Genomic DNA, 25689 nt, shown 5'->3' on the forward strand with positions numbered 1-25689 from the left:
CAGGAGGCGCGCGGTGTTGCGAACGCTACCGTCGTCGTTCGACGGCAGCGGCGATCAGAAGCGGTATTCCAGGCCGAGGGTGACGCTGCGGCCCGGCGCCGGCTGCCGGCCCCACGGACTGGTGTCGATGCCGCGGTACCAGTACTTGCGGTCGAACAGGTTGTTCACTGCCAACGAGGCGCTGAGCTTGCCGCTGTCGCGCTCGCTGAGCACCTGGCTCAGCTGCGCGTTCCAGACCCAGTACGCCGGCAATTCGCCGACCGAGCCGATCGCATTTTCCTGCACGCTGTTGGCGGCATCGCTGAAGGCGCGGCTGAAGTAATAGCTGGACACTGCGACCGTGGTGTGACCGGGCTGGTAGGACGCGCCGAGCGTGAGCTGGTTACGCGAGGTGTAGGGCACCAGCTTGCCGTCGTAGGCGCCCGATTCCTGGCGTGCATCCAAATAGGCGTAACCGGCGTTGAGGGTCAGCGCACGCAGCTGCGCCGGACTCCATTGCAGTTCCACCTCCCCGCCCTGGTGGCGGGTCTTGCCAAGGTTGCGGTAGGTGCGGGTGGTGTTGTCGAGCTGGATCTGCTGGTCGAAATCGATCAGGTAGCCGCCGAACTGCACGCGGGTGCGGTCGTTGGGCTGGTAGCGTGCGCCGGCCTCGTAGTTCCAGGCCAGTTCGGCGTCTAGATTGTCGCCGAAGATGATCTGGGTGACCTGCGGCGCGCGCAGGGAGCGCTGCCCGTCGGCGTACAGGTACCACTGCGGCGTGGCCTGGAAGCCCAGGGTCAGGCCGGGCAACACATCGCTGGTCTTGTTGCGCGTGCTGGCACCGCTGGCGAGGTTGTAATAGCGCGCATCCACCCGCTCGTAGCGCAGCCCGGGGGTGATGGTGACGCGGTCGTCGGCCAGCCCGATCGCATCGCTGACGTAAGCGGCGGCGCCGCGGTCCTTGAAGCGCCAGTCGCGCACCAGGGTGTACAGCCCGTCGCTCAGCCGCGTGTTGCCGACCAGGAAGTCGATGTCCTCGCTGATCGCGCGCGCGCCGACGGTCCACTGCTGGCTCACCGCACCGGAGTCCATCTTCCAGCTCAGCCGCGGCTCGCTGCCGTAGACCTTGAAATCGCGCGGCGCGCTCTGTCGCAATTGCGGCGGCAGATCCGCACGCCAGGTCTCGCTGGACGCCGAGCGCATGCCGACGACGAAGTTGCGGCTGCTGCGCGCGCTGAAGTTGCTCCAGTCCAGGCGCAGGTCCTGGAAGGGCCCCAGGTCGCCGAAGTCCTGTTGGTAGACCAGCGAGGCGCGCGTGGTGCGGCCGGTGAATGCGTCCAGCGGCCGTGTCGACTGGCGCGGGTCGCGCAGATAGTCGGCGGTCGACAAGGCGCCGGCCATGTCCATGTCGGCCACGTAGCGCTGCACGCTGGCCTTGAGCAGCTTGTCCGGCGCCAGCCACCATTCGGCGCGCAGGCGCAGGTTCTTGATGTCGGTGTCGCTGTGCTCGCGCCAGTACTCGCCCTTGGTCCAGTTCGCGTCCAGTTGCAGGCCGAACGTATCGCTGGCGTAGCCGCCCGTGCTGATCGCGGTGTCGCCCAGGTAGTGCCCGGCGCCGCCGGCGGTGACTTTTTGTCCCAGCGTGGTGGTCCAGGTCGTGGGGATGTCCGGACTGATCAGGTTGATCACGCCGCCGACGTTGTTGGGGCCGTACTGCACCGCCGCGCCGCCGCGCACGATGTCGATGCGGTCGACCTGGTTCAGGCCGACCGGGAACAGCGACAGGCTGGTCTGCCCGTACGGCGCCAGGGCCAGCGGAATGCCGTCCTCGAGCACCTGCACACGGCCGCTGCGGCTTTCGTACAGGCCGCGCAGCATGATCTGCGGCAGCGCGCCGGTGCCGGTCTCGTCGAACACCTTGATCCCGGGCACGCGCTGCAGCGCGTCGTCCAGCGAGCGGTTGGCGCCGTTGCGCAGCTGCGCGCTGTCGATCACCTGGCGGCTGCCGGCGTAATGCTGCACGTCCTGCACGGTGGAGCGGCCGAGCAGGCTGCCCTGCACCTGCACGGTATCCAACTGGCGGATCCGCGCCGCCGCGTCCTGTGGGTCCTGCGCTTCCTGGGCGATGGCCGCGGACGGCGCGAGCAGGGCGAGGCCGACGGCGAGGGTCAGCAACGAGGGGGAAAGCGAAACGATCAAGGCGAAGACTCCGGAGAAAGAAAGATCAAGGCGCGCGCAGGTCGGCGGCGTGCTGGCGCAGCGCGGATTGCAGCAGCGCGCGGTCTTCGCCGGCGAACAGCCACTGCAGGTCCGCCTGCGCCAGCCAGTGCCGGCGTTGTGCCGCGTCGCGCGGATTGGGGCAGAACGGGATGCCGGCGTCGCGGCAGGCCGCGGCGATCGCCAGCAGCTGCGCCCACACCTGCGGATGGGTCGGTTGCGGGCCGACGCCCAGGTCCAGCGCCAGATCGAGCGCGCCCTCCATCACCAGCGACACCCCCGGTACCTGCAGGATCTGCGGCAGGGCGCGCACGCCGGCGGCGCTTTCGATCATCGGCACCACCCGCAGCGTGTGCCGGGTGCGTTCGATGTAGTCGGCCAGCGCGAGGCTGCCGAAGCCGGTGACGCGGCCGCCGCAGATGCCGCGCCGGCCGTGCGGCGGAAAATGCGCGGCAGCGACCGCGCGCTCGGCCTGCTCCGCGCTGTCCAGCCCGGCCAGCACCACGCCGCGCGCGCCGGCGTCGAGCACCCGGCCGATCAGCTTGGCGTCGACCTCGGGCACGCGCACCCAGGCTTCGCAGCCGCCCAGTTCGCAGGCGCGGATCGCGTGTTCCAGTTCCGCCGGCGAGCGCAGCACGTGCTCCAGGTCGAGCACCGCGAAGTCGTAGCCGAGGTGGCCGAACATCTCGCACAGCAACGGGCTGGGCACCGAATTGAGCAACCCGATCTTGCAAGCCATGGGGGTGGGCGAGCGGGGCTGGGAAGGGGCTGCAATCCTGGCTTAAACGATAATGATTATCAAGTAGGTCTTGTGCCGCTGCCGCTGCATTCGTGTAGACGCTTTTTGTGCGCGCCGACATGCGTGCGGCACGCCGCGCCGCGCGGATGCCCGCGCGGGTCTTCTTCAAACGAACGGCGTGCGCGTTTCAGCCCGGCGCGGTGCGCATGGCGCGGTATGGCGGCGTCGCCATCACCATCTCGGCCAGCGAATAGGCCAGTTCGCGCTCGGCCATCACCGTGCCGTCGGCGCCGTGTTCGAGCAGATGCTTGACCTCGGCATCGCTGTGCGCGCGCGCCAGCAGGGTCAGCCCCGGATTCAGCGCGCGCAGCTTGGCCAGCGCCTCGCCGGCCTCCAGCGGCTGCGGGATCGCCAGGATCGCGATCTTGGCCTTTTCCGGATGCGCCTCGGCCAGCACCCGGTCGGCGGCGGCGCTGCCGCGGATGCCGGGAATGCCGTCGGCATGCGCGCGTTCCACGTGCTCGCGGTTGTCGTCGATCACCAGCACCGGCACGCCGCGTTCGCGCAGCACCGCGGCCAGGGTGCTGCCGACCCGGCCGTAGCCGATCACGATGGCGTGGTCGACCAGATCCAGCGACGGCCCCGGCGGCAGTTCCACCTCCAGCGTCACCGGCGCTTCCACCGCCTGTCGGGCCTGCCAGCGGTCCAGCCAGGTGAACAGCAGCGGGTTGGCGATGATCGACAGCAGCGCACCGGCCAGGATCAGGTCGCGCCCGGTCTCGGGCAGGATCGCCAGGCTCACCCCGAGCCCGGCCAGGATGAAGGAGAACTCGCCGATCTGCGCCAGGCTGGTGGAGATGGTCAGGGCGATGCCGGTGGGATGGCCAAACGCGCGCACGATCACGAATGCGGCCAGCGACTTGCCGACGGTGATGGTCAGGAACGTGGCCAGCACCTGCCACGGATGCTCGAGCAGGATGTGCGGGTCGAACAGCATGCCGACCGAGACGAAGAACAGCACCGCGAACGCATCGCGCAGCGGCAGCGAATCGCTGGCCGCCTTGTGGCTGAGCTCCGATTCCTTCAGCAGCATGCCGGCGAAGAACGCGCCCAGTGCGAACGACACTCCGAACAGGGTGGCCGAGCCGAACGCCACGCCCAGCGCGATCGCCAGCACCGACAGCGTGAACAACTCGCGCGAGCCGGTCGCGGCGACCTTCTCCAGCACCCACGGGATCGCGCGGCGCCCGACCACCAGCATCACCACCACGAACGCGGCCATCTTCAGCAGGGTGATGCCCAGCGCACCGAGGATCGCGCCGGTGCCGGCGCCCTTGCCGCCGAGCGCGTCGGCCAATGCCGGCAGCAGCACCAGCGCCAGCACCATCACCAGATCCTCGACGATCAGCCAGCCCACCGCGATGCGTCCGCGCAGGGTTTCCAGCAAGCGCCGTTCCTCCATCGCGCGCAGCAGCACCACGGTGCTGGCCACCGACAGCGCCAGGCCGAACACGAGCCCGTGCAGGGTCGGCCAGCCCATGCTCCAGGCCAGCCCCCAGCCGAGCAGGGTGGCGACCGCGATCTGCGCCAGCGCGCCGGGGATCGCGATCCACTTCACTTCCATCAGATCTTCGAGCGAGAAATGCAGGCCCACGCCGAACATCAGCAGCATCACCCCCAGTTCCGACAACTGGTTGGCCAACGCCTGGTCGGCGACGAAGCCGGGAGTGAACGGGCCGACGCAGATGCCGGCCACCAGATAGCCGACCAGCGGCGAGAGCTTGATGCGGTGGGCGAGGGCGCCGAGGACGAAGGCGAGGGCGAGCCCGACCGCGATGATGTCGATGAGACTGGTGTCGTGATGCATGCAGATTCGCGGAACAAGATTGCAAGGAGTGTGGCCGATGCGGCTTTTATCGGCAAATCAGGGCGTTGGCTTCATGCGGGGGCGATGCTTGTCGGGCGCTTCATGACGCGGTGACCGGATTCGCGTCATGCAACCGATTTGCGCATCGGAAGGCCGCTCCTGGTTATCGAGCGACGATGTCGCACGACCGTGCCTGGGGGGGGGGGCGGTAGCCAGCACGATCTGCGCTGCACGAGGGCGATGCAGAGCGTGTCAGGCAAGGTCGGGTCGGGCGGCTTCGGCTAGACATGCGTCGCGTTCCCATTTCCCCGCGTTCCGCCGCCTCTGCCGAGAGTCGGCCGCTCCGTCTGATTCTAGTCAAGCCGCGCCGCTCCGACAAAACACCGACATCGCGATACCGCGCCAATGCAGGCGCTCGCGTCATACGCTGCAAGCCCAATGGTGGCGGCACTCTCACGCCCGCGTGATACGCGAAACCGGCAAAATTGCGCGGGTCTGGGGTCGCGTCGAATGAGATGCCGGTCCCAGCATCTCCGAAATCCCCGCAAACCCCCGCCGCGCAAGGCGTTGCCGCCGTATTGCACCGCGCAAACTGTCTACTGTGCGCGCTTGCGCCGTGCTGTATGTTTGCGCCAATTGGGCACCCCCTGCCAAGGATCAAGGTGGCATGGCTACACTGAAAAAATTCGCTGGCGGCATCCTTCTGAGCGCGGTCTATTGCGCGCTCTACGTGTTCGTCTGGCACTGGTCGATGGACCAATGGTTCCTTCCGGCTGGCGTGCGCGCGGCGGCATTGCTGTTCCTGCCGTACCGGTTCTGGCCCTATGTGTTCCTGGGCGATGCCGCCGCGTTGTTGACGATGCGCTTGCCGATGGCCAACCACAACGGGGTCAGCGAGCTATGGGCGTACCTGAGTCCGTTCCTGGCGGCGCCGTTGTTCGCGTTGCTGCCATGGGCTTTTCGCAACCGTTTTCCCGCTTCGTCGGCGGTGCAGCGCTGGTTGCCGTTGCTCGCGCTGGGCTTGGGACTGTGGGGCTTGCTGGTCAACAAGGCGGTCAACGCGATGTTGGACGGGCCTGCCGCCTTCCTCACCCTGGAAACCAGCGTCAGGTACTGGATCGGTAGCTATCTGGGCATCCTGATGTTCTTCCTGCCGACCTTGCTGTGGCTGCATCGCAAGGCCGACAAATCCTTGTCCAGAAAATTGCTGCGCGACTCGGCGATCGCGGTCCTCGCCGTGGCCGGCATCTTTGCGCTGGCGATGCGGACACCGGGGTTGCTGCACCAGTTCATCCTGCTCATGTTGTTGGTACCGGGCGCCTGGCTCACGCTGTCGTATGGCTGGCGTGGATCGGCGGTCGGCGTGGTGCTGGCCAATCTGGCGGTCGCGATGTCGCTGCCGCGCTCGAACTATGCGGGTGCCTACGACCAGCAGACGTTCGACGTGCAGATGCTGATCGCGTTCGCGGCGACCCTGCTGTTCGTGCTGGGGGTGAAGATTTCCAGCGCCTTCCGCCAGGCGCGGCACTTCGGCTATGCCGAGCAGCAGGCGCTGCAGGTGGCGCAGGCCAGCTACATGTCGGCCGAGCGCACGCTGCGCAACCGGGTGATCGAGTACACCGATATCCATACCCACCTCAACAAGCTGCGCCGCGACATCGCTTCCTCGCTGAAAGAGCGCGGCCATTACGCTGCGGCCATGGAAATGAACCGCACCGGGGTGATCCAGGCGCAGCTGATGGACGACTACGTCGCCGCGCTGTATCCGCTGGACATCGAAACCCACGGGTTATACGGCGCACTGAGTTCCATCGCCTTCGCCAATGCCTGCGACACCGAGGTGGAGACGCGGTTGCGCGGCGAATCGCGGCAGGTGTCGATCGGCCTGCAGTTGGCGGCATACCGCTGCGTGCTCAATGCGATGGAGGTGCTGCCCAGCGGCAGCCGCCATCGGATCGCGGCGCGGGTGTGGAAAGCGCGTGGCCGGCGCGGTCTGGTAGTGACGATCGCCGCCGATCCGCAGCTGCTGGTCGCCAGGAACGCAGCGGACAAGCGCGTGGACGAGATCGAGTGGGAGTTGGCGAGCCGGCTGAAAGCCCACGACGGCACCTGTCGGCGCCGCCATGAGCTGAAGATCAGCTTCCTTGTCTCCGAACCGTCGGAGCGGCGCCCCGTCACTTCTTGATGGTGACGGTCCACGCGTCGCCGCTGGTGGTGCTGGCTCGTTGCACGGTGAAGTAGCGCGCATCGTAGACCACGGTGCCGCGACTCTGGTCCAGTGCTTCGACGATGCTGACCCGATCCACGTCCTTGCCCATCGGCGTCACCCAGGCGGTGTTTTCAATGCGTCCGATCGCGCCACGCACCTGCCCATTCGCGTCGTTGATCTGCAGGTAGGTCACCCCGTTGCGCTCGAACTGGTAGATGCTCACGGTCGCGTTCGCCGACAGATCGGTTGCGGCCGGTGCACTTTCGCCGAAGCCTTGCCTGGCGATCTGGCTACCGCCCCCGGTGGGGCAGCAGCTCTGCGCATGAGCGGCTGTTGCAAACGCCGAGCACAGCAAGATGCCCGACGCCAGCGCCGCGATTTTCGACATATTCCATTCCATAGCTTTTCCTTCCCCTGCTAAGGGTCTATCGCCTGCCGTTCAGGCGGTTCCACCTTACGCGAGTCGCAGAGGCCAGCTGTTGACAAATATGCGGTAGATACACGGCGTGCAGCGATATGCCGTTGATAGTTTAGGGATTGCACGATTGTCTACAGAAGTAACTTCCTGCAGTTCTTGATTTGTGCTATTCGCTAACGTTAATCGGTAGCCGTTGTGTGCCGATTAACTGGCGATCGCCGCCTGCGCGTGGCACACCATAAAAAAGCCCCGGCGGACCGGGGCTTTTTTCGCATCGGTCAGCGCCGCGCGCGCATCACCATTTGTAGTTGACGTTGGCGTAGGCGAGTGCGCCGTTGAACCCGAACGGCGAGGAGGTGCTGTAAGGCAGGTAGGTGCGGGTACCGGCGCCGGCACGCGACTGGTCGGGATATTCGTTGAGCACGTTGTCGCCGCCGATGGTGAAGTCCCAGTTGCCCAGCTTGTAGCTGGCGGCCAGATCCAGCGTCCACTTCGCCGCATAGGTCTGGTCGGCCGCGGCGGTGGTGCCGAAGTCGGTGAACTCGCCCCAGCGCGTGGCGGTGGCGGTGAACGTCCAGTTGCCCGGCGCCCAGACGCTGCTCAGGAAGAACTTGTCGCGCGGCGCGCCCTTGGTGATGCGGCCGATCTCGGCGCGGCCGATGCGCACCGCGGTCGGGTCGATCGCCTCCAGCACCGCCGGGTTTTCGGCGATCTTCTCGATCTCGGTCTTGTTGTAGTTGTAGCCGGCGGTCAGGTCCAGATTGCTGTCGCTCAATGCGATCTTGTAGGTGCCGACCGCGTCGATGCCCTGGGTCTTGGTGTCGATCGCGTTGGTGAAGTAGCGGCCGCCGCCGATGCCGGCATAACCGTTGGCCTGCAGGTAGTTGCGCACCGCGGTGGAGGTCAGGTTTTCCGACAGCACGATGCGGTCGTCGATGTCGATGCGATAGGCGTCGACGGTGACGTACAGCGCATCGACCGGCTGCAGTACCAGGCCCAGGCCGTAGTTCTTCGACTTCTCCGCCTTCAGCGGTTCGGCGCCGAGCGCGACCGCGGCCGGATTGTCGGTGCGGAAGGTGCCGATCTCGAACGGCGTGGCGGTGATGCTGCCGTCGGGCTGGGTGACGTTGATGAAGTTGGTGGCGATGGACTGGAAATACTGCTGTTGCAGCGACGGCGCGCGGAACCCGGTGGAGGCGGTGGCGCGCAGCGCGATCTTGTCGGTGAACGCGTAGCGCAGCGACAGCTTGCCGGTGCTGGTGTCGCCGAAATCGCTGTAGTTCTCGTAGCGCCCAGCCAGGCCGGCGGAGAACTTGTCGGTGATGTCGCCTTCCAGGTCCACGTAGGCCGAGTAGCTGTTGCGGTCGTAGTGGCCGGAGTCGCTGGGCTTGAAGCCGGCGAACACCTGCGCGCCCGGCAGCAGGCTGCCGTTGGCCGACGGCACGCCGCCGTTGACGTAGGAGGCCGCATCGCCCGGCGATTCGTTGAACTTCTCGCCGCGCCACTCGCCGCCGAAGGCCAGCGTGACCGGATAGGCCAGGCCAACCTCCAACGATTTGGTGAAGTCGGCATTGAGCAGGTTCTGGGTGACTTCCAGGGTGCCGGCATAGAAATCGGTCGGACTGGTGGTGCCCAGGCTGTTGTTGAGGCTGTTCTTGACCTCGAAGCTGAGGTTGTTGCGGCCGTAGTTGTAGCTGATGTCGATGCCCAGCCCGCCCTCGGTGCTGGCCTTGAAGCCGCCGACCCAGGACACGTCCTTGCTGACGTTGTAGATCTGCGGCAGGAAGCCGCCGGGATAGATCTCCGGGCGGTTGCGGTTGTCGCCGGACCAGCGGAAGTAGCCGTTGGACAGCACTTCGCGGCGGCTGAGCATGCCGTAGGAATAGAAGGTCAGGTACTCGGCCGGGCTGTACTGGCCGTTGTAGGAGAACGCGCCCTGGTCGATGTCCGGGTCGCCGTAGCGCTGCTGCACTTCGCCCTGGTACGGCTTGGCGCGGTCGGTCTGGTCCTGGTGGCCGGCCTGCGCGGCGAAATGCACGCTGCCGTTCTCGCCGAACTTGACCCCGGCGTCGCCGGACAACTGGTACTGCTCGCCGTCGCCGGCGCTGTACTTGCCGTAGCGCGCGGCGATGCTGCCGCCTTCGCCGCTGCCCTTGAGCACGATGTTGATGACCCCGGCGATGGCGTCGGAGCCGTATTGCGCCGAGGCGCCGTCGCGCAGCACTTCGATGCGTTCGACCGCGGCGATCGGAATGGTGTTGAGGTCGGCCGGCGACGAGCCGCGGCCCTGCGCACCATTGAGGTTGACCAGCGCGGTGGTGTGGTAGCGCTTGCCGTTGACCAGCACCAGCACCTGGTCGGGCGAAAGTCCGCGCAGCTGCGCCGGGCGCACCGCGTCGGAGCCGTCGGTGATCGCCGGGCGCGGGAAGTTCAGCGACGGCACCGCGCGTGACAGCGCGGTGGCCAGTTCGGTGGTACCGGTGGACTGCAGCATTTCCGGCGAGATGATGTCGATCGGCGAGGCCGATTCGGCGACGGTGCGGTCGGCCACGCGGGTGCCGGTGACGATCACGGTATCCAGCGTTTGTGCGCTGGAGGAGGAACTCTGCGCGAGCGCAGGCGCGGCGGATGTGGCCAGGGCGAGGGCGACGGCAGTGGCGAGAGGGCTGAACGTGCGGGTCATTGGCGGGACGGCTCCAGGATGGGGGAAGAGTCGGCGCCGCCGCATTCGCCATCACCCCCTCCCGGGTGTTGCGCATATGGCGAATGTTGCGGCTGCGGCCATGGGTTACCGGCATATGTCGGGTGTGTCAATGTTCTGTTAAACCCGTGCGCGTGGTTGCATTTGCAACGACCGCTGCGGCACTTGCGGCAGAATCGATGCCGCCTTTTATCGAGGTCGTAGACAAAAACGAAGGCCCCGCGTTGCGGGGCCTTTGGGGTGTGGTCCAGTTCACGGATCGCGCCGCATGCAGCGACGCGACCCCCGCGATCACCAGCGGTAGTTGATCCGCCCATATACGTAGGCGCCGTTGAAACCGTACGGCGAGTAGTTGCTGTAGGGCAGCATGCCGTAGGTGGAGTTGACCAGATTGGTGGTCTTGTCCGGGTACTGGTCGAGCAGGTTGTCGGCGCCCAGGGTCAGTGTCCAGTTGTCGCTGGGCTTGAAGCTGGCCGAGGCGTCCACCACCCAGCTCGCGTCGTAGGTCTGGTCGCGCGCGGCGCTGGCCGAGTTGCGCACGGTGAAATCGCCGTAGCGGGTGGCGGCCAGGTTGAGGTCCCAATGCTGCAGCTTCCAGGTGCCGCTGAGGATGATCTTGTCCTTCGGGAAGCTGTCCTCCAGGCGCCCGATCTCGTCGCGGCCCAGGGTGGTCTGGGTCGAGCCGATGTCCACCAGCGCCTGCGGCTGCTCCACCGCATGGGTGATCTCGGTCTTGCTGTAGCCGTAGCTGGCGGTGAGGTCCAGCGAGCTGGCCGCGAACGGGATCGTGTAGGTGCCGACCAGGTCGACGCCGCGGGTGCGGGTGTCGGCCGCATTGCTGAAGTAGCGCACGCTGGTGACGTTGGAATAGCCCAGGCTCTGCAACTGCGCGAGCACGGCGGCGTCGTTGAGGTTGGAGGACAGCAGGATGCGGTCGTCGATCTTGATCTGGTACGCGTCCAGGGTCACGTACAGGCGCTCGACCGGCTGCAGCACCAGGCCCAGGCTGTAGGACAGCGAGGTCTCCGCCTTCAGCGGCGCGGCGCCCAGCGCCTGGGCCACGGCGCTGTCCACCGGGAAGGTGCCCGATTCGAAGAAGCTGCCGTTGATGTAGCTGCTGGTCACCGCCTGGTACTGCTGCTGCGCCAGCGACGGCGCGCGGAAGCCGCTGGCCACGGTGCCGCGCAGGGCGACCTTGTCGGTGAACGCGTAGCGCGCCGACAGCTTGCCCGAGCTCTTGCTGCCGAAGTCCGAGTAGTCCTCGTAGCGGCCGGTGAGGCCGGCGGAGAACTTGTCGGTGAAGTCGGCTTCCAGCCCGGCGTAGACCGCGTAGTTGTGGCGGTCCGAATGCACGGCATTGGCCGGCGAGAAGCCGGCGAAGCCCTGCGCGCCGCCGGTGGTGCCGGTGTAGGAGGCCAGTTCGCCCGGCGACTGGTTCCACTTCTCCTGGCGGTATTCGGCGCCGAAGGACAGCGTCACCGGATAGGCCAGACCCCATTCCAGCGGCTGGGTGAAATCGGCATTGACGATGTTCTGGGTGTACTCCAGCGCGCCGTCGTGGAAGCTGCTCGGGCTGTCGCTGCCGAGGCTGTAGTTGATGCTGTTGCGGGTGTTGAAGTCGATCTTGTTGTAGCCGTAGTTGTAGCTCACGTCCCAGCCGAAGCCGCCTTCGGTGCTGCCCTTGAGCCCGGCCACCAGCGAGCGGTCCTTGGAGTACTGCTCGATCTCCGGCACGTAACCGTCGGGGTAGGTCTGCGCCAGCAGCGCGCTCTGCCCGTTGTGGTTGCGCGAGCGGTAGAACGCGAACGAGGTGATGTCGCGGTTGCTGGCGATGGCGGTGGCGTAGCCGGTGACGCGGTCGCTGAAGCGGAACTCGCCGTTGGCCGAGACCGCGGTCGCATCGACCTGCGGATCGCCGTAGACGAAGGTGGTTTCGCCGATGCCCGGGTAGTTGCCGGTGTTCGGCGCGCTGCCCTGGTACGGGCCGGCGCGGTTGGTTTCGTCCTGCTGGCTGATCTGGCCGGCCACATGCAGGCTGCCGCGGCCGTCGCCGAAGCCGACCCCGGTATCGCCGGAGAGCTGCGACTTGGCGCCGTCGCCGGCCGAGTACTGGCCGTGGTCGATCGCCAGGCTGCCGCCTTCGCTCGAGCCCTTCAGCACGATGTTGATCACCCCGGCGATGGCGTCGGAGCCGTACTGCGCCGAGGCGCCGTCGCGCAGCACTTCCACGCGCTCGATCGCCGCGATCGGGATCGCGTTGATGTCCACCGCCGAGGCGCCGCGGCCGATGCTGCCGTTGACGTTGATCTGTGCGGACGTGTGGCGGCGCTTGCCGTTGACCAGCACCAGCACCTGGTCCGGCGACAGCCCGCGCAGCTGCGCCGGACGGATGCCGCTGGTGCCGTCGGTCAGCGCCGGGCGCGGGAAGTTCAGCGAGGGCAGCACGCGCGACAGCGCGGTGGCCAGCTCGGAGGTGCCGGTGGACTGCAGCGCTTCGCTGCTGATGATGTCGATCGGCGACTGCGACTCGGCCACGGTGCGGTCGCTGACCCGGGTGCCGGTGACGATGACGGTGTCGAGCGTGCTCGGGGTGGCGGTGGTGGTCTGGGCCAGCACCGGAGGGGCGGCGAGGGCGGCGAGCACGGCGCTCGCCAACAGGGACAAAGGACGGTTCATGGAAAACTCCAACAGATGCCGAAACGGCAAAGGGGGGCGGTCGCTGTGCGACGCCGGCCATGCGGGCCTGCCCCGGGGATCGTTATTATTATTTAACAATCGCGCCGCAGCGCAGCATGTCTCAGCATGTTCTTATGCTTTTCGGTTCTAAGTGGAATGGCGGCTCGCCCCAATGGCACAGGCCGCCCGCGCCCTGCGGCGGAGCGGCCTGTGCCGGGTGCGGCAGTACGGCTGGCCTGGAGGTTGCCTAGAAGCGGTAGCTCACCCGGCCGAACCAGTAGCGGCCATTGAAGCCGAACGGGGATAGCGACGAGTACTGCAGGCCGCTGGGGCGGTCTTCGTAGATGTTGTTCGGTGCCGACCGGGTCGGGTACTGGTTGGTGAGGTTGTCCGCGCCGACGCTGAAGGTGAGGTCGCGCCAGGTGTAGCTGGTGGACACGTTCAACAGCCAGCGTGCGGCGAAGCTCTGGTCCTGGCTACCGTCGGCGTTGTCGCCGCGGCGGGTGACCGCGCCGTAGCGGGTGGCGTCGCCGCGCACGCTCCAGCCGGCGCGGTTCCATTCGGCACTGAGCACGTACTTGGTGCGCGGGGTGGCATCGGTCAGCAGGCCCTGGCTGGCGCGCCGGAAGTTGGGATCGGAGACTTCCAGGATCTCGGTCTTGTTGTAGTTGGCGCTGAGGCTCAGGTTGAGCGTGCCGGCCTGCTCCAGATCGAGCAGATAGTTGTTCACCCAGTCGACGCCGCGGGTACGGGTGGTGGCGCCGTTGACGAAGAACTGCACCGCGGTGACCTGCCCGATCGGCACCTCCAGCGACAGCTGGTCCGAATACAGGATCTGGTCCCAGATGCGGATCTGGTACAGGTCCAGGGTGGAGCTGAAGGCGGTGCCGGCCTGCCATACCGCGCCGATGCTGTAGTTGCTGGATTTTTCCGGGGTCAGCGGCTTGGCGCCGAGCGCGATGGCCACCGGGTCGGAGGTGCGGTAGGTGCCGATCTGGGTCAGTTGCCCGTTCTGCAGCAGGGTCACCACCGAGGCGTAGTTCTGCTGCGCCAGCGAGGGCGCGCGGAAGCCATTGGAGACGGTGCCGCGCAGGGCGAAGGCGTCGCTGAGCTGGTAGCGCGCCGACAGCTTGCCGGAGCGGGTGGAGCCGGCATCGCTGTAGTCCTCGTAGCGCGCGGCCAGGCCGCCGGAGAGTTTCTCGGTCAGGTCGGCCTCCAGGTCGGCATAGACCGCCTTGCTGTGCCGCTCGAAGTCGCCGGCCACCGCCGGCGACAGGCCCGGGAACACCTGCGAGCCGCCCGGATAGGCACTGCCGGTGTCGGGGTTGAGCGTGGTCGGGTCGAAGAAATACGAGTCCGGCGAGCCGGCGTTGACCGCGTACTTGTCCTGCCGGTATTCGGCACCGAAGGCCAGGTTGACCGGATAGGCCAGGCCCCAGTCGAAGGACTTGCTGAAGTCCGCATTGAGCACGCCCTGCCGGTTGCGGAAACCGCCGGCATTGAAGCGGGTGGGCGAGGCACCGGTGGTCCAGTACAGATTGGTGTTGATGGTGTTGAGCAGGTTGAAGGTCACGTCGTTCTCGCCGTAGTCGGCGGAGACGTCCCAGGTCCAGTCGCTGTCGGTGCTGCCCTTGAGGCCGAGCACCGCGGCGCGGTCGTTGGACGGGTTGTAGATCTGCGGCAGGAAGCCGTTGGGGTAGATCGCCTGCACGTTGCGGTCGCTGTTGTCCCAGGCGCGGTAGTAGCCGTTGGACACCACCTCGCGGCGGCTGAAGTTGGCGTAGCCGTACAGGTCGATGCGCGGGGTCAGCGCATAGCCGAAGCTGAGCAGGCCCTGGTAGGTCTTGACCGCGGGGTCGCCGTAGCGCTGGTACGGAATGCCGCTGGGATTGTCGGCGCCGGCCACGGTGGTGGCCTTGTCGGCGTTCTCGGCGCGGTTGGTGTTCATGGCGTTCTGGTAGTTCCAGGACAGCCGCACCCAGCCGGGCGCTTCGCCGTCGTTCGCACCGCCGAAGGCCAGGCCGTACGAGCCGTCCACGCCGTTCTGCGCGCCGTCGCCCTTGTCCATGATGCCGCCGTTGACCGAGACGCTGTTGCTGCCGGGCTTGGCGCCGTGCTTGAGCACGATGTTGATCACCCCGGCGATCGCATCGGACCCGTACTGCGCCGAGGCGCCGTCGCGCAGCACCTCGATGCGCGCGATCGCCGACATCGGGATCGAATTGAGATCGGCGGGCGCCGAGCCGCGGCCGACCGACGGGTTGTAGTTGACCAGCGAGGTGGTGTGGTAGCGCTTGCCGTCCACCAGCACCAGCACCGCGTCGGGGGACAGGCCGCGCAGGGTCGCCGGGCGCAGTGCGTCGTTGCCGTCGTTGATCGCCGGGCGTGGGAAATTCAGCGATGGCAGCAGTTTGCCCAGGGCGCTGCCCAGGTCGCTGGCGCCGGTCGCCTGCAGCGATTCGGGGCCGATGATGTCGATCGGCGATTGCGACTCGGCCACCGTGCGGTCGGCGATGCGGGTGCCGGTGACGATGATGTTGTCCAGGGTCTTGGGTGCCTGGTCTTGCTGGGCGAAGCCGGTGCCGGAGGCGAGGGCGAGCAGGATGGCGCTGGCCAGGGGGAGCGGGCGGTGCTTCATCGTACGGAGACTCCAGTGGCTGGGGGAATGGCGTGGGTCTGAGTGCCCGGAGGGCAGGTGCGGCATGCTGCAGTGCAGCAATGAATCGCCCCGATTGAAATATTTTTTTCATCTGGCCGCGTATACAAAAACGGTATTGGATCCAGTTGCCGGGTGCCGGACGGGTCCCGATCCGAGGCCCGCGCAGCGGGGTCCGATGGCCGGCCGCGGCCCGGATCCGGGGTGGGCCATCCGGGACGAAGCGGATACACTGCCGCCTCGAACGTCGAGTGCCCCCCATCCCGTGATTTCCCTCAGAAACTTCGCCATGCGCCGCGGCGAGCGGCTGCTGTTGTCCAACGTCGATCTGACCCTGCATGCCGGCTACCGCGTCGGCGTGGTCGGGCGCAACGGCACCGGCAAGTCCAGCCTGTTCGCGGCGATCCGCGGCGAGCTGGAGGCGGACAAGGGCGATGTGGAACTGCCCGGCAAGCTGCGCACCGCCAGCGTCGCCCAGGAAACCCCGTCGCTGCCGGATCCGGCGCTGGACTTCGTGCTCGGCGGCGATACCGAGGTGGCCGCGGCGCTGCAGGCCGAGGCCGATGCACTGGCCGCGGAGGATTGGGAGGCGGTCGCCGCGGCGCACGTGCGCCTGGAAGAGGTCGGCGGCTACGACGGCACCGCGCGTGCCGGCAAGCTGCTGCACGGCCTGGGCTTCCCGGCGGCGACGCATTCGCGCCCGGTCAAGGACTTCTCCGGCGGCTGGCGGGTGCGGCTGAACCTGGCACGGGCGCTGATGATGCCCTCGGACCTGCTGCTGCTCGACGAGCCGACCAACCATTTGGACATGGACGCAGTGCTGTGGCTGGAGCAGTGGCTGCTGAAGTACCCGGGCACGCTGCTGCTGATCAGCCATGACCGCGAATTCCTCGACAACGTCGCCACCCACACCCTGCATTTGCACGGCGGCGGCGCCAAGCTGTACGTCGGCGGCTATACCGATTTCGAGCGCCAGCGCACCGAGCAGCTGCGCCAGCAACAGATCGCGCACGACAAGGAACAGGCCGAGCGCGCCCACCTGCAGAGCTTCATCGACCGCTTCAAGGCCCAGGCCAGCAAGGCCAGCCAGGCGCAGAGCCGGATGAAGCGGCTGGCGAAGATGGCCGGCACCGAGGCGGTGCGCGCCGAGCGCGAGTTCCGCATCGAGTTCGCCCAGCCCAACCGCCTGCCGCATTCGCTGATCCGGCTCAACCATGCCGACTGCGGCTACGGCAGCGAGGTGATCCTGCGCCAGGCCGGGTTCGGCCTGGAGGCGGGCGACCGCATCGGCCTGCTCGGCCCCAACGGCGCCGGCAAGTCGACCCTGGTCAAGAGCCTGGTCGGCGAGATCCCGCTGCTCAGCGGCGAGCGCAGCGCGCATCCGGACCTGCGCATCGGTTACTTCGCCCAGCACACGGTGGAGTCGCTGCACGAAGGGCAGTCGCCGATCGACCATTTCCGCGAGATCTCGCCGGACGCGTCGATCCAGGCGTTCCGCGATTTCCTCGGCAAGTGGAATTTCCCCGGCGACCGCGCGTTCGAAGTGGTGGACGGCTTCTCCGGCGGCGAGCGCGCGCGCCTGGCGCTGTCGCTGATCGCCTGGCAGCAGCCGAACGTGCTGTTGCTCGACGAGCCGACCAACCACCTGGACCTGGAGATGCGCGAGGCGCTGGCCGAGGCCTTGAGCGATTTCGAGGGCGCGATCGTGATGGTCTCGCACGACCGCCACCTGATCGGCCTGGTCTGCGACACCTTCTGGCGCGTGGCCGACGGCGTGGTCGAGCCGTTCGCCGGCGACCTGGACGAATACGCGGCGTGGCTGCGCAGCCGCCCGGCCGCGCAGGGCACCAAGCAGAAGATGGCCGAGGTCGCGCCGACTCCGCCGCCGCCGGTCAAGCCGCTGCCGGCGAAGAAACCGCCGAACCCGCACAAGCTGGCTGCCGCCGAAAAGCGCGTCGGCGAGCTGGAAGCGGCGCTGGCCGAACTCGACCGCCAGCTGGCCGATCCCAAGCACTACGCCGATGCGGAGAAGATGGCGGTGCTCGGCCGCGATCGCGAAGCCACCGCGCAGCAGCTGGCGCAGGCCGAACAGGGCTGGATGGAGTTGATCGAGGGCGCATAGCGCGCCGCGCCTATGTTGCGATCGCAGGCGCAGTCCGTTGCGATGCTGTGTGCCCAAGCGCGTTCATGCCGACGCCGATAAGCTTGTGCCGATGACAGCGAACGGGGCCAGCCAACCATGATCAGCGGCATCATCAGCGTGGACGACTATCTTGTCGCGCAACGCTTGCACCACGGGCGCCTGTTCCGGCGTGCATTGATGCTGATGGCGGTGCTGCTGCTTGTCGGGATGCCGCTCTTGCTATTCGGTAGCCCCGATTCCATCCGAAGTCTGATCGGCGGCGTGCTGGTCGGCATGGGCGGCGGCGGTCTGATCGGCTTTCCCTTGCTGTACAAGTGGAAAATACCGCGCAAGGTGCGGCGCCTGCATGCGCAGCAGGCGACGCTGCGGCATGTCATCACCTATGCCTGGGACGAGGATGGCTTGGAGGTGTCGTGGTCGGGTGGACGGGCGCGCCGTTCCTGGGCCGATTTCATCCGCTATCGCGAGAGCCCGCAGGTGTTGCTGCTGTATCACAACGACATGTTGTTCGACATGGTGCCCACCTCCTGGTTCGTCGATGCCGCCCAGCGCGAGGCGTTTCGGCGGTTGGCGTCGCGGGCGGGAAACGGCGCTGCCCGCGCGGTGTAGCGACCGCTACGCATGAGCCTGGGGCGGACGCGAACGGCGATGCCGCGTGGCTGATGCACGACGATCGTCTACGACATGGCCAGAACGCCTGGCCAGGAAGCCAGGCGCCTACTTCACGCTTGCCGGCTTCACGCTTGCCGGCACGATGCCGGCGTGCTTCGGCCTGGCTCAGGCGGCGGCGCTGGCCACCACCAGCAGGCCGCCGGCGATGGCGGCCCAGTCCAGCGGCGTACGCGAGCGCAGGCCGCGCAGCGACGGGCGTGCCGTCGGCGTCGGCCGCAAGCCGGCCTTGATCCCCATCAAGGCCAAGCCGGCCGCGCTCAGCGCCCAATGCCATTCGCTCGCGCCGCTGCGCAGGAAATAGGCCAGGTGCAGCACGCACAGGCAGGCCAGCACGGCGGCCAGGACGATGTCGCGCGAAACCAGGGCCGGACGAGCGGCCATGACGAAACGGTTCATTGCGTGTTCCCCCCAAGAAACAGGATTGCCTTCCCCAGGCACACATTACGACTGCGACTCTGATCATAGTTCTGCTTCTGGATGGTCGCCAAGCGGCAGTGCACAAATTCTTCACATCTCTTGGCCTGTGTGCCGTGCGCCTCCCGGTCTCCATGCCGGTGCGGCGTCTACCAGGTGCGGCGGCGGGGCTGAAGTCTTGTGCGATGGCCGGAACCGGCCCCGGTATGCGTTGAATCATGAGATGTGGACGTGGGGACGGGTGCCGGTGGATGCGCTGCACTGGCGGCGGCCTCTGGAGGCGACTCAAGGAGAACGGCATGAACCGAGTCATGGCAACGACACTGCTGTTCGCGTTGCTGGCCGGCTGCGCCAGTTACGGCCAGCAACGGACGCAGCGGGCGAGCTGCCGAGAGGTCTCGCCCCTGGCCAGCGAATGCAAGGCGGCGGAATTCATCGTGCTGGATGGGGATGGCACGGCGCCAGCGCCGGCGCCGGCGCTGGCCTTCGTCGAGTTCGACCAGAAGGGCGTGCCCTACGATCCAGCGTCGATCGACAACGTCATCGACAAGATCGCCGCGAGCGCCGCGCAGCCGCCGCAACGCCTGCTGCTGGTCGTGTTCATCCACGGCTGGAACCACAACGCGGCGCAGAGCGACGGCAACGTCATCGCCTTCAAGGCCTTCCTGCGCCAGCTGCAGGCGCAGGAACAGGTGCTGGCGGTGGGCAAGCGGCGTGCGGTGGTCGGCGTCTACCTGGGTTGGCAGGCCAAGGCTTCGGACAACAGCTTGCTCGAATTGCTCTCGTACCGGGACAAGAAGGAGTTGGGGCTGACCACTGGCGTGGAGGGCGTGCGCGGCGTGCTGGCGCGCCTGGCCGAGTTGCGCCGCGCCGCGCCGGAGAGCCGCCTGGTGCTGATCGGGCACAGCTTCGGCGGCGGCGTGTTGTTCGCCGCAGTCAAGGACCGCATCGTCGCCGCCGTCGGCGATCCGCAGGCGCGTCGGCAGACGGCGTATGGCGATCTGGTGATCCTGCTCAATCCAGCGATCGAGGCCGAACAGTTCGTCGCGCTGCACCAGGCTGTCGCGCAGACGACGTTCCGTGCGTGCGAGCCGCTGGCGATGGCCAGCTTCACTTCCGAGGCCGATACCGCGCTGTCCGGCGAATTCCCGCGCGGCATGCGTCTGTTCTACCCGCAGCGGCTGGCGGCGGCGAGCGCGGACCAGGCCGCATTGATCACCACCGCGTACGGCTTGTATCCGCCGTTCTCGCGCTATCGGCTGCGCGTGCTGCCGGGAGCGACAGTGCAGACCGCGCTGACCCCGGCGGCGTTCACCGCGGCGGCACGGACCTGGGGCGGCTTCAGGGCCGGCACCGGCGCATTCGCGCTGGGCGGGATCGAATTGGCGTCCAGTGCGGCACAAGCGCCGCAACCCTGGGTGCCGCTGTTGAACGTGCGCGTGGACAAGGCGCTGATCCAGGAGCACAACGCGATCTGGGATCCCAGGTTCGCCTATTTCATCCGCGGCCTGGTCGGCATGGAATTCGCCAAGGGCGACGCTTGCCGCTGAGCCTGCGGCGCGCGCGACATCGATCGTGTGCGGGCCGTCGCGCGCTGGCATCGTGGCGCACGGCCGAGCTTTCCGTGCGCGCTTCGCTCAGCTTGCCGCGTGCTGTCGCTCGGCCAGCAGCCATTCGCGCAGGCGCCGGCCGGCCTCGCTTTCCGCGCGCGAGCGTAGCCGGGTGAGCCAGTAGCGGCCGGCGTCGATGCGGGTCGGGAACGGCGCCAGCAGGCGTCCGGCGTCCAGGTCCTGGGCGAACAGGCGCAGCGGCAGCAAGGCCACGCCGGCGCCCGCCGCCGCGGCGCTGGCCAGGGTCAGCGACGAATCACAGATCGGTCCGCTGGCGACCACTTCCGGCGCGCCGGCGGCCTGCAGCCAGCGCGCCCATTCGTCCAGCCGGTAGGAGCGCAGCAGCGGCACGCCGCCCAGGTCGGCCGGCACGCGCAACGATCGCGCCAGCGCCGGCGCGCACACCGGCGCGAACGGCGCGTCCAGGATCGGCGTGGCGCACTGCCCCTGCCAGTCGCCGTCGCCGAAGCGGATCGCCAGGTCCAGGCCTTCGCCGGCCAGATCGACCCGGTTGTTGTGGGTGTGCACGCGCAGTTCGATGTCCGCATGCGCGGCGTGGAAGGCGTCCAGCCGCGGCAGCAGCCAGCCCACCGCGAAGGTGCCGACCACGCCGATGCTCAGCGTCTCGCGGTAGTGGCCGCCGGAGAAGCGCTGTAGGGTGGCGGCGATGCGGTCGAAGGCCTCGGTCAGTACCGGGTGCAGGCGCTGGCCTTCGTCGGTCAGGGCCACGCCGCGCGGCAGGCGCTGGAACAGGACCACGCCCAGGCGCGCTTCCAGTTGCTTGATCTGGTGGCTGAGCGCGGCCTGGGTCACGCACAGCTCGGCGGCGGCGCGGGTCAGGTTCTGGTGCCGTGCGGCGGCTTCGAAGGCACGCAGGGCGTTCAGCGGCAGCTGTGGGCGGATCATCGTGCGCCATTAGTTATTTTCATGATTGCGATTGAATAACCTCGCTGGTGGGCCGCGGTCAAGCTGCGCATGATCGACGCTTCAGACGGAGGTGGACGATGCTGGCGAGACGACGATTCCTGCAGGGCATGGGGCTGGCGGCGGCCGCGCTGGCGGTGGCGGCGGTGGACGCGAAAGCGCCGAAAAACCAGGCGGCGACGCTGGCGCAGCGGCTGGCCGGGATCGAACGGCGCACGGGCGGACGGCTCGGCGTGACCCTGCTCGACGGCAGCGGCGCAGTGCTCGGCGGGCAACGCCAGGACGAGCGCTTCCCGATGTGCAGCACCTTCAAATTTGTATTGGCGGCCGCGGTGCTGCAGCGGGTCGATCGCGGCGAACTGAGCCTGCAACAACCGGTACAGATCCGCGCCGCGGATATGCTGGCGCACGCGCCGGTCACCGAGCGCCATGTCGGCGGCGCGCTGAGCGTGGCCGAGCTGTGCCGGGCGACGATGATCTTCAGCGACAACCCGGCGGCCAACCTGCTGTTCCCGCTGGTCGGCGACCCGCCCGGGTTGACCCGTTTCCTGCGCGGACTCGGCGATCCGGTGACTCGCAGCGACCGCCACGAGCCGGAGATGAACCGGTTCGCCGCCGACGACCCGCGCGATACCACCACGCCGGCGGCGATGGCCGCGACCCTGCGCACGCTGTTGCTCGGCGATGCGTTGCGGCCGGCTTCGCGCGAGCAGCTGACCGCGTGGCTGATCGACAACCGCACCGGCGGCGACTGCCTGCGCGCCGGCCTGCCGCCTGGCTGGAAGATCGGCGACAAGACCGGCAGCAACGGCACCGACACTCGCAACGACATCGCCATCGTGTGGCCGCCGGGCCGGCGCACGCCATTGCTGCTGACCGCCTATCTCAATGGCGCCAAGGTCGATGACGCCGCACGCGACGCGGCACTGAAGGCGGTGGCGGTTGCGGTGCGAGAGACGCTCGCGGGTTGAGCGTTGCGGCGCCGCTATGCCGCACGCGTTCGCGGCGTATCCACCGCGCGCTCGGTAACTGTCGTGGCCCAGCGGATGTCCGCCGATGGCTGGCGGCATCGCGCATTCCCAGCTGGGCGCGGCAGCCGCGCACGCATTACAGATCACGACATCCAGGCGCATGCGCTGCCAGGCCTGCAATCGGACGCATCGCGTTTTCCACGCATCGCATCCACTCCTCTCCCATCCTCGCCATCCACTGGACCACTGCCAATGCGTAATCCGCTTCTTTTTGCAGTCGCAGCCGCCGCGCTTGTGCTCGCTCACGCACCGGCGCAGGCGGAGATCTGGCAACCAGCGCCGGGCCATGTGCAGGTGCCGATCTGGCCTGGCAAGGTTCCCAATGCGTTGCCGCATCCGAAGCCGGAATCGGTCGGTCCAGGCGAAGGGCACACGTGGTGGGCCAGGGCCAACGATGTCAGCCAGCCGACGATGACGGTGTATGCGCCTGCGGGCCGCAACACCGGCGCGGCGGTGGTGGTGTTTCCCGGCGGCGGCTATCAGGTCCTGGCGATGGATCTGGAAGGCACCGAGATCTGCGATTGGCTGACATCGCGTGGCATCACCTGCGTGTTGCTGAAGTACCGCGTGCCGAATTCGGGGCCGACCTGGGTCAACGGCAGCCGCTACTACCCGAAAGTGCAGACCGCGCTGCAGGACGCGCAGCGCACGCTCGGACTGGTGCGCCTGCATGCGGCGGAGTGGGGGATCGATGCGCACAAGATCGGCGTGATCGGGTTTTCCGCGGGCGGGCACCTGGTCGCCGCGGCCAGCACGCATTTCGCAAAGCGCACGTATGCGGCGGTGGACGCCGCGGATGCGGAGAGTTGCCGCCCGGACTTCGCCATCGCCGTCTATCCCGGCCACCTGTGGGCGCACGAGGACGAGGATCGTGCCGAGCGCGATCCGACTCACTTGGAGCTGCGGCCGGACATCACCGTGACCGCCGACACGCCGCCGACCTTCCTGCTGCAGGCCGAGGACGACGAGGTGGATGGCGTCACGCAATCGTTGGCCTACTACGTCGCGCTCAAGCAGGCCGGGGTGCCGACGGAAATGCATCTGTATGCGCAGGGCGGCCATGCGTTCGGGCTGCGGCCGAGCACGTTGCCGATCGCGCAATGGCCACGGCTGGTGGAAACGTGGCTGGGGACCATCGGCGTGCTGGACGCGGTTGCGGCGCACTGAGCGACGCTGCATTGCTGGCGGGGCATGCTCCACACGCAGAATCCCGCCTTGCGCGCCGCCATTGCGCTGCGCAAGGCGGCTCGCTCAGCCGAGCGCGCCGATCGCGATCGGGTCGTCCTGATAAAGCCGCGCCGGCCCGCCCATCGCCGGATCGGTGACGCCGGGTTTTCCGGTTTCCACACGCCCGGCCAGACGCTGGCGCGCGCCGTCCTGGATCAACCACAGGTCATACCAGCCGCCGCTCGGCGCGGCGCTCCAACTGCGCCGCTGTTCGGTGCCGGGCGCCAGCGTCACGCTGTCGTGCGGTTGCGCCTGCGCATAGGCGCCGGGCTGCAGTTCCACGCGCAGCGTGCGGTTGCCCGGGTTGCGCAGCAGCAGGCACAAGGCGTGCGGATCGCGCGCGTCCTGGGCGATCTCGGCCTGCAGTGGCGCAGCGTCGAGGTCGCCGCGGTAATGGCGGTGGAAGCCGTTGGGGCCGAGCAGCCACAGGTCGTAGCGGCCGTCGTAAGTGGTCCAGGTGGCGTCCAGCGTGGCGCCGGCACCGAGCGTGTAGCGACGCGGAATCGCGGCCAGGTCGTAGCGGTCGTAGACGTGCAGCACCGCGGCGGCGCCGGCATTGGCCATGCGCAGCAGCACTTCGCCGCGTGCGTCCACGTGCTGCAGTTGCACCGTCGGGCGATACGGCAACGCGCGCGAGCGGCGCACGCCGAACGGCTGCTGCGGCGCCTGCACGGTGGCCGGCAGCGGCGGCAGTACGTGCTCGTGCAAAGCGGCCGCACGCGTGGCGGCGGCGCTGACGTCGGGCAGCGCGGCGAAGAACGGGCGCGTATCGGCCTGGCGGAAATCGAAGGCATCGACCAGGTCGCCGCAGACCGCGCGGCGCCACGGCGTCAGCCCGCTAGCGGCGACGCCGAAGCGGCGTTCCAGCAGGCGCAGCACCGAGGTGTGGTCGTAGACCTGCGAATCGATCCAGCCGCCGCGGCTCCACGGCGAGATCACGTACATCGGCACCCGCGGGCCCAGTCCGTAGGGCCGGCCGCGCAGTTCGGGCAGATCGGCCTTTTCGTCGCCCGGCGCGGGGTGCAGGTGGTATTCGCCGTCGGTGCTCACCGTCGAGGCGCCGGCCCAGCCGCCGGCCGCGGCGGGGTCGGGCGAGGGCGGCGCCGGCGGCGGCACATGGTCGAAGAAGCCGTCGTTCTCGTCGAACATTAGCAGCAGTGCGGTGCGCGACCAGACCTTCGGATCGGCGGTGAGCGCATCCAGCACGCGCGCGGTGTAGGCCGCGCCCTGCGCGGGGCTGGACGGATCCGGATGCTCGCTGCCGGCGGCGTCGGCGATGATGAAGCTCACCGCCGGCAGCCGCGCGCCGAGCACGTCCTCGCGCAGTTGCGCCAGCGTGCGCGTGCCGACACCGCGTTCGCGCAGTTGCGGATCGTGTCCGGGCGCGTCGCGCCAAGCGGCGCGAAACGGGGCGAAGCCGGCCAGCGGGTTGTCGGTGAAGTTGTCGGCCATGTCCTGGTAGATCTGCCAGGACACGCCGGCCTTCTGCAGCGCTTCCACGTAGCTGGGCCAGCGGTAGTCGTCGGCATGCCCGCCCAGTTCGGGGAAGTTGTCGTGCGAGTTGGCGATCACCGGCCCGCCGGCGCGCGCCTGCGCATCGTTCTGTCCGGTCCACAGGAACACGCGGTTGGGATTGGTGCCGGCCTGGATCGCGCAGTGGTAGGCGTCGCACAGGGTGAAGGCCTCGGCCAGCGCGAACTGGAACGGCAGGTCGTCGCGTTCGAAGTGGGCCAGCGCATGATCGTGCTTGGCTGCGGCCCAGCGGCCCATGCGGCCATGGTCCCAGGCCTGCTGCGCGTTCGGCCAGGTGTGCGGGGTGCCCTGCACGCGCATGCTGCGGAAATCGCGTGCGGTGTGCAGCGGGAACGGCGTCAGCAACCGGCTGCCGTCTTCGCTGGGTTGCAGCCACACGTTGCGCGGGGCGATGCCGGGCAACGGCGGCGCCGGGATCGGGAAGCGGTCGCCGAAGCCGCGTGCGCCGGCGAAGCTGCCGAAGTAGTGGTCGAAGGCGCGGTTCTCCTGCATCAGGATCACCACGTGCTGCAGGTCCTGCAGGGTGCCGCTGCGCACGTCCGGGGCGATCGCGGCGGCGCGGGCGATGCTGGGCGGCAACAGCGCGGCGGCGGCGCCGGCGACGCCGGCATGGAGCAGGCGGCGGCGGGGAAGATCGGTCATGGCGCGGGCACCGGCAGGACATGAAAAGAGG

Annotated in this window: 16 protein-coding genes; 6 read left to right on the forward strand and 10 right to left on the reverse strand. The window is 68.1% G+C overall.

Features of this window, described 5'->3' with window-relative positions; genetic code table 11:
- Positions 1-54: 54 nt before the first annotated feature.
- The 3 genes from HEP74_RS05510 to ybaL form a co-directional block, all read right to left on the reverse strand.
- Positions 55-2106: a TonB-dependent receptor family protein gene (locus tag HEP74_RS05510; RefSeq protein WP_255427955.1), complete on the reverse strand. Its 2052-nt coding sequence runs from the start codon at positions 2104-2106 to the stop codon at positions 55-57.
- A gap of 97 nt (positions 2107-2203) precedes the next feature.
- Positions 2204-2935, reverse strand: a complete 732-nt coding sequence (locus tag HEP74_RS05515; protein ID WP_185815550.1) for an HpcH/HpaI aldolase family protein — start codon at positions 2933-2935, stop codon at positions 2204-2206.
- A 187-nt stretch (positions 2936-3122) separates the two neighbouring features.
- Complete coding sequence (gene ybaL, locus HEP74_RS05520) at positions 3123-4802, reverse strand: YbaL family putative K(+) efflux transporter (protein ID WP_185815551.1); 1680 nt, start codon at positions 4800-4802, stop codon at positions 3123-3125.
- Positions 4803-5469: 667 nt separating this feature from the next.
- Between ybaL and HEP74_RS05525 the strand changes: the two genes are divergently transcribed.
- Positions 5470-6987, forward strand: a complete 1518-nt coding sequence (locus HEP74_RS05525) for an MASE1 domain-containing protein (RefSeq protein ID WP_185815552.1) — start codon at positions 5470-5472, stop codon at positions 6985-6987.
- On the opposite strand, the gene HEP74_RS05530 is transcribed toward HEP74_RS05525, so the two are convergent.
- The 4 genes from HEP74_RS05530 to HEP74_RS05545 form a co-directional block, all read right to left on the reverse strand.
- Positions 6977-7411 carry a hypothetical protein gene (locus HEP74_RS05530; protein ID WP_185815553.1) on the reverse strand — a complete coding sequence of 145 codons (435 nt, stop codon included), beginning with the start codon at positions 7409-7411 and terminating at the stop codon, positions 6977-6979. The two genes, HEP74_RS05525 and HEP74_RS05530, sit on opposite strands and share 11 nt — an antisense overlap.
- A gap of 313 nt (positions 7412-7724) precedes the next feature.
- Positions 7725-10112, reverse strand: a complete 2388-nt coding sequence (locus HEP74_RS05535; protein ID WP_185815554.1) for a TonB-dependent receptor plug domain-containing protein — start codon at positions 10110-10112, stop codon at positions 7725-7727.
- Positions 10113-10421: 309 nt separating this feature from the next.
- Positions 10422-12806, reverse strand: coding sequence for a TonB-dependent receptor plug domain-containing protein (locus HEP74_RS05540; protein WP_185815555.1), 2385 nt, complete (start codon positions 12804-12806; stop codon positions 10422-10424).
- A gap of 247 nt (positions 12807-13053) precedes the next feature.
- Positions 13054-15444 (reverse strand): TonB-dependent receptor plug domain-containing protein, encoded by a 2391-nt coding sequence (locus HEP74_RS05545; protein WP_185815556.1) that lies wholly within the window; start codon positions 15442-15444, stop codon positions 13054-13056.
- Positions 15445-15727: 283 nt separating this feature from the next.
- On the opposite strand from HEP74_RS05545, the gene HEP74_RS05550 reads away from it, so the two are divergent.
- Both HEP74_RS05550 and HEP74_RS05555 read left to right on the forward strand, forming a co-directional pair.
- The gene (locus HEP74_RS05550) at positions 15728-17584 is read left to right on the forward strand and encodes an ABC-F family ATP-binding cassette domain-containing protein (protein ID WP_185815557.1); all 1857 of its coding nucleotides are present in this window, start codon (positions 15728-15730) and stop codon (positions 17582-17584) included.
- A gap of 117 nt (positions 17585-17701) precedes the next feature.
- Complete coding sequence (locus HEP74_RS05555) at positions 17702-18214, forward strand: YcxB family protein (protein WP_185815558.1); 513 nt, start codon at positions 17702-17704, stop codon at positions 18212-18214.
- Positions 18215-18382: 168 nt separating this feature from the next.
- On the opposite strand, the gene HEP74_RS05560 is transcribed toward HEP74_RS05555, so the two are convergent.
- On the reverse strand, positions 18383-18673 hold the full coding sequence (locus HEP74_RS05560; protein WP_185815559.1) for a hypothetical protein: 291 nt from the start codon (positions 18671-18673) through the stop codon (positions 18383-18385).
- Positions 18674-18990: 317 nt separating this feature from the next.
- On the opposite strand from HEP74_RS05560, the gene HEP74_RS05565 reads away from it, so the two are divergent.
- Positions 18991-20241 (forward strand): alpha/beta hydrolase, encoded by a 1251-nt coding sequence (locus HEP74_RS05565; protein ID WP_185815560.1) that lies wholly within the window; start codon positions 18991-18993, stop codon positions 20239-20241.
- An 87-nt stretch (positions 20242-20328) separates the two neighbouring features.
- Here the strand turns inward: HEP74_RS05565 and ampR are convergent, their stop codons facing one another.
- The gene (ampR, locus tag HEP74_RS05570) at positions 20329-21207 is read right to left on the reverse strand and encodes a LysR family transcriptional regulator AmpR (RefSeq protein ID WP_185815561.1); all 879 of its coding nucleotides are present in this window, start codon (positions 21205-21207) and stop codon (positions 20329-20331) included.
- 98 nt (positions 21208-21305) lie between these two features.
- Here ampR and bla point away from each other — a divergent pair, with 98 nt between their 5' ends.
- Both bla and HEP74_RS05580 read left to right on the forward strand, forming a co-directional pair.
- Positions 21306-22196 (forward strand): class A beta-lactamase, encoded by an 891-nt coding sequence (bla, locus tag HEP74_RS05575; RefSeq protein WP_185815562.1) that lies wholly within the window; start codon positions 21306-21308, stop codon positions 22194-22196.
- Between the two features lie 252 nt (positions 22197-22448).
- Complete coding sequence (locus HEP74_RS05580) at positions 22449-23423, forward strand: alpha/beta hydrolase (protein ID WP_185816516.1); 975 nt, start codon at positions 22449-22451, stop codon at positions 23421-23423.
- A gap of 84 nt (positions 23424-23507) precedes the next feature.
- Here HEP74_RS05580 and HEP74_RS05585 read toward each other — a convergent pair whose 3' ends face one another.
- Positions 23508-25658: a phosphocholine-specific phospholipase C gene (locus HEP74_RS05585; protein WP_185815563.1), complete on the reverse strand. Its 2151-nt coding sequence runs from the start codon at positions 25656-25658 to the stop codon at positions 23508-23510.
- Positions 25659-25689: the final 31 nt, after the last annotated feature.

The sequence above is a fragment of the Xanthomonas sp. SS genome (genome assembly GCF_014236835.1).
GTDB lineage: Bacteria > Pseudomonadota > Gammaproteobacteria > Xanthomonadales > Xanthomonadaceae > Xanthomonas_A.

Excerpts from the sequence above, each read along its gene's own strand:
- HEP74_RS05530 (WP_185815553.1), bottom strand. The coding sequence starts at position 7,411 with ATGGAATGGAATATGTCGAAAATCGCGGCGCTGGCGTCGGGCATCTTG.
- HEP74_RS05540 (WP_185815555.1), bottom strand. The coding sequence starts at position 12,806 with ATGAACCGTCCTTTGTCCCTGTTGGCGAGCGCCGTGCTCGCCGCCCTC.
- HEP74_RS05565 (WP_185815560.1), top strand. The coding sequence starts at position 18,991 with ATGAACCGAGTCATGGCAACGACACTGCTGTTCGCGTTGCTGGCCGGC.
- ampR (WP_185815561.1), bottom strand. The coding sequence starts at position 21,207 with ATGATCCGCCCACAGCTGCCGCTGAACGCCCTGCGTGCCTTCGAAGCC.
- HEP74_RS05560 (WP_185815559.1), bottom strand. The coding sequence starts at position 18,673 with ATGAACCGTTTCGTCATGGCCGCTCGTCCGGCCCTGGTTTCGCGCGAC.
- HEP74_RS05580 (WP_185816516.1), top strand. The coding sequence starts at position 22,449 with ATGCGTAATCCGCTTCTTTTTGCAGTCGCAGCCGCCGCGCTTGTGCTC.
- HEP74_RS05525 (WP_185815552.1), top strand. The coding sequence starts at position 5,470 with ATGGCTACACTGAAAAAATTCGCTGGCGGCATCCTTCTGAGCGCGGTC.
- HEP74_RS05535 (WP_185815554.1), bottom strand. The coding sequence starts at position 10,112 with ATGACCCGCACGTTCAGCCCTCTCGCCACTGCCGTCGCCCTCGCCCTG.
- bla (WP_185815562.1), top strand. The coding sequence starts at position 21,306 with ATGCTGGCGAGACGACGATTCCTGCAGGGCATGGGGCTGGCGGCGGCC.
- ybaL (WP_185815551.1), bottom strand. The coding sequence starts at position 4,802 with ATGCATCACGACACCAGTCTCATCGACATCATCGCGGTCGGGCTCGCC.
- HEP74_RS05545 (WP_185815556.1), bottom strand. The coding sequence starts at position 15,444 with ATGAAGCACCGCCCGCTCCCCCTGGCCAGCGCCATCCTGCTCGCCCTC.
- HEP74_RS05555 (WP_185815558.1), top strand. The coding sequence starts at position 17,702 with ATGATCAGCGGCATCATCAGCGTGGACGACTATCTTGTCGCGCAACGC.
- HEP74_RS05515 (WP_185815550.1), bottom strand. The coding sequence starts at position 2,935 with ATGGCTTGCAAGATCGGGTTGCTCAATTCGGTGCCCAGCCCGTTGCTG.
- HEP74_RS05585 (WP_185815563.1), bottom strand. The coding sequence starts at position 25,658 with ATGACCGATCTTCCCCGCCGCCGCCTGCTCCATGCCGGCGTCGCCGGC.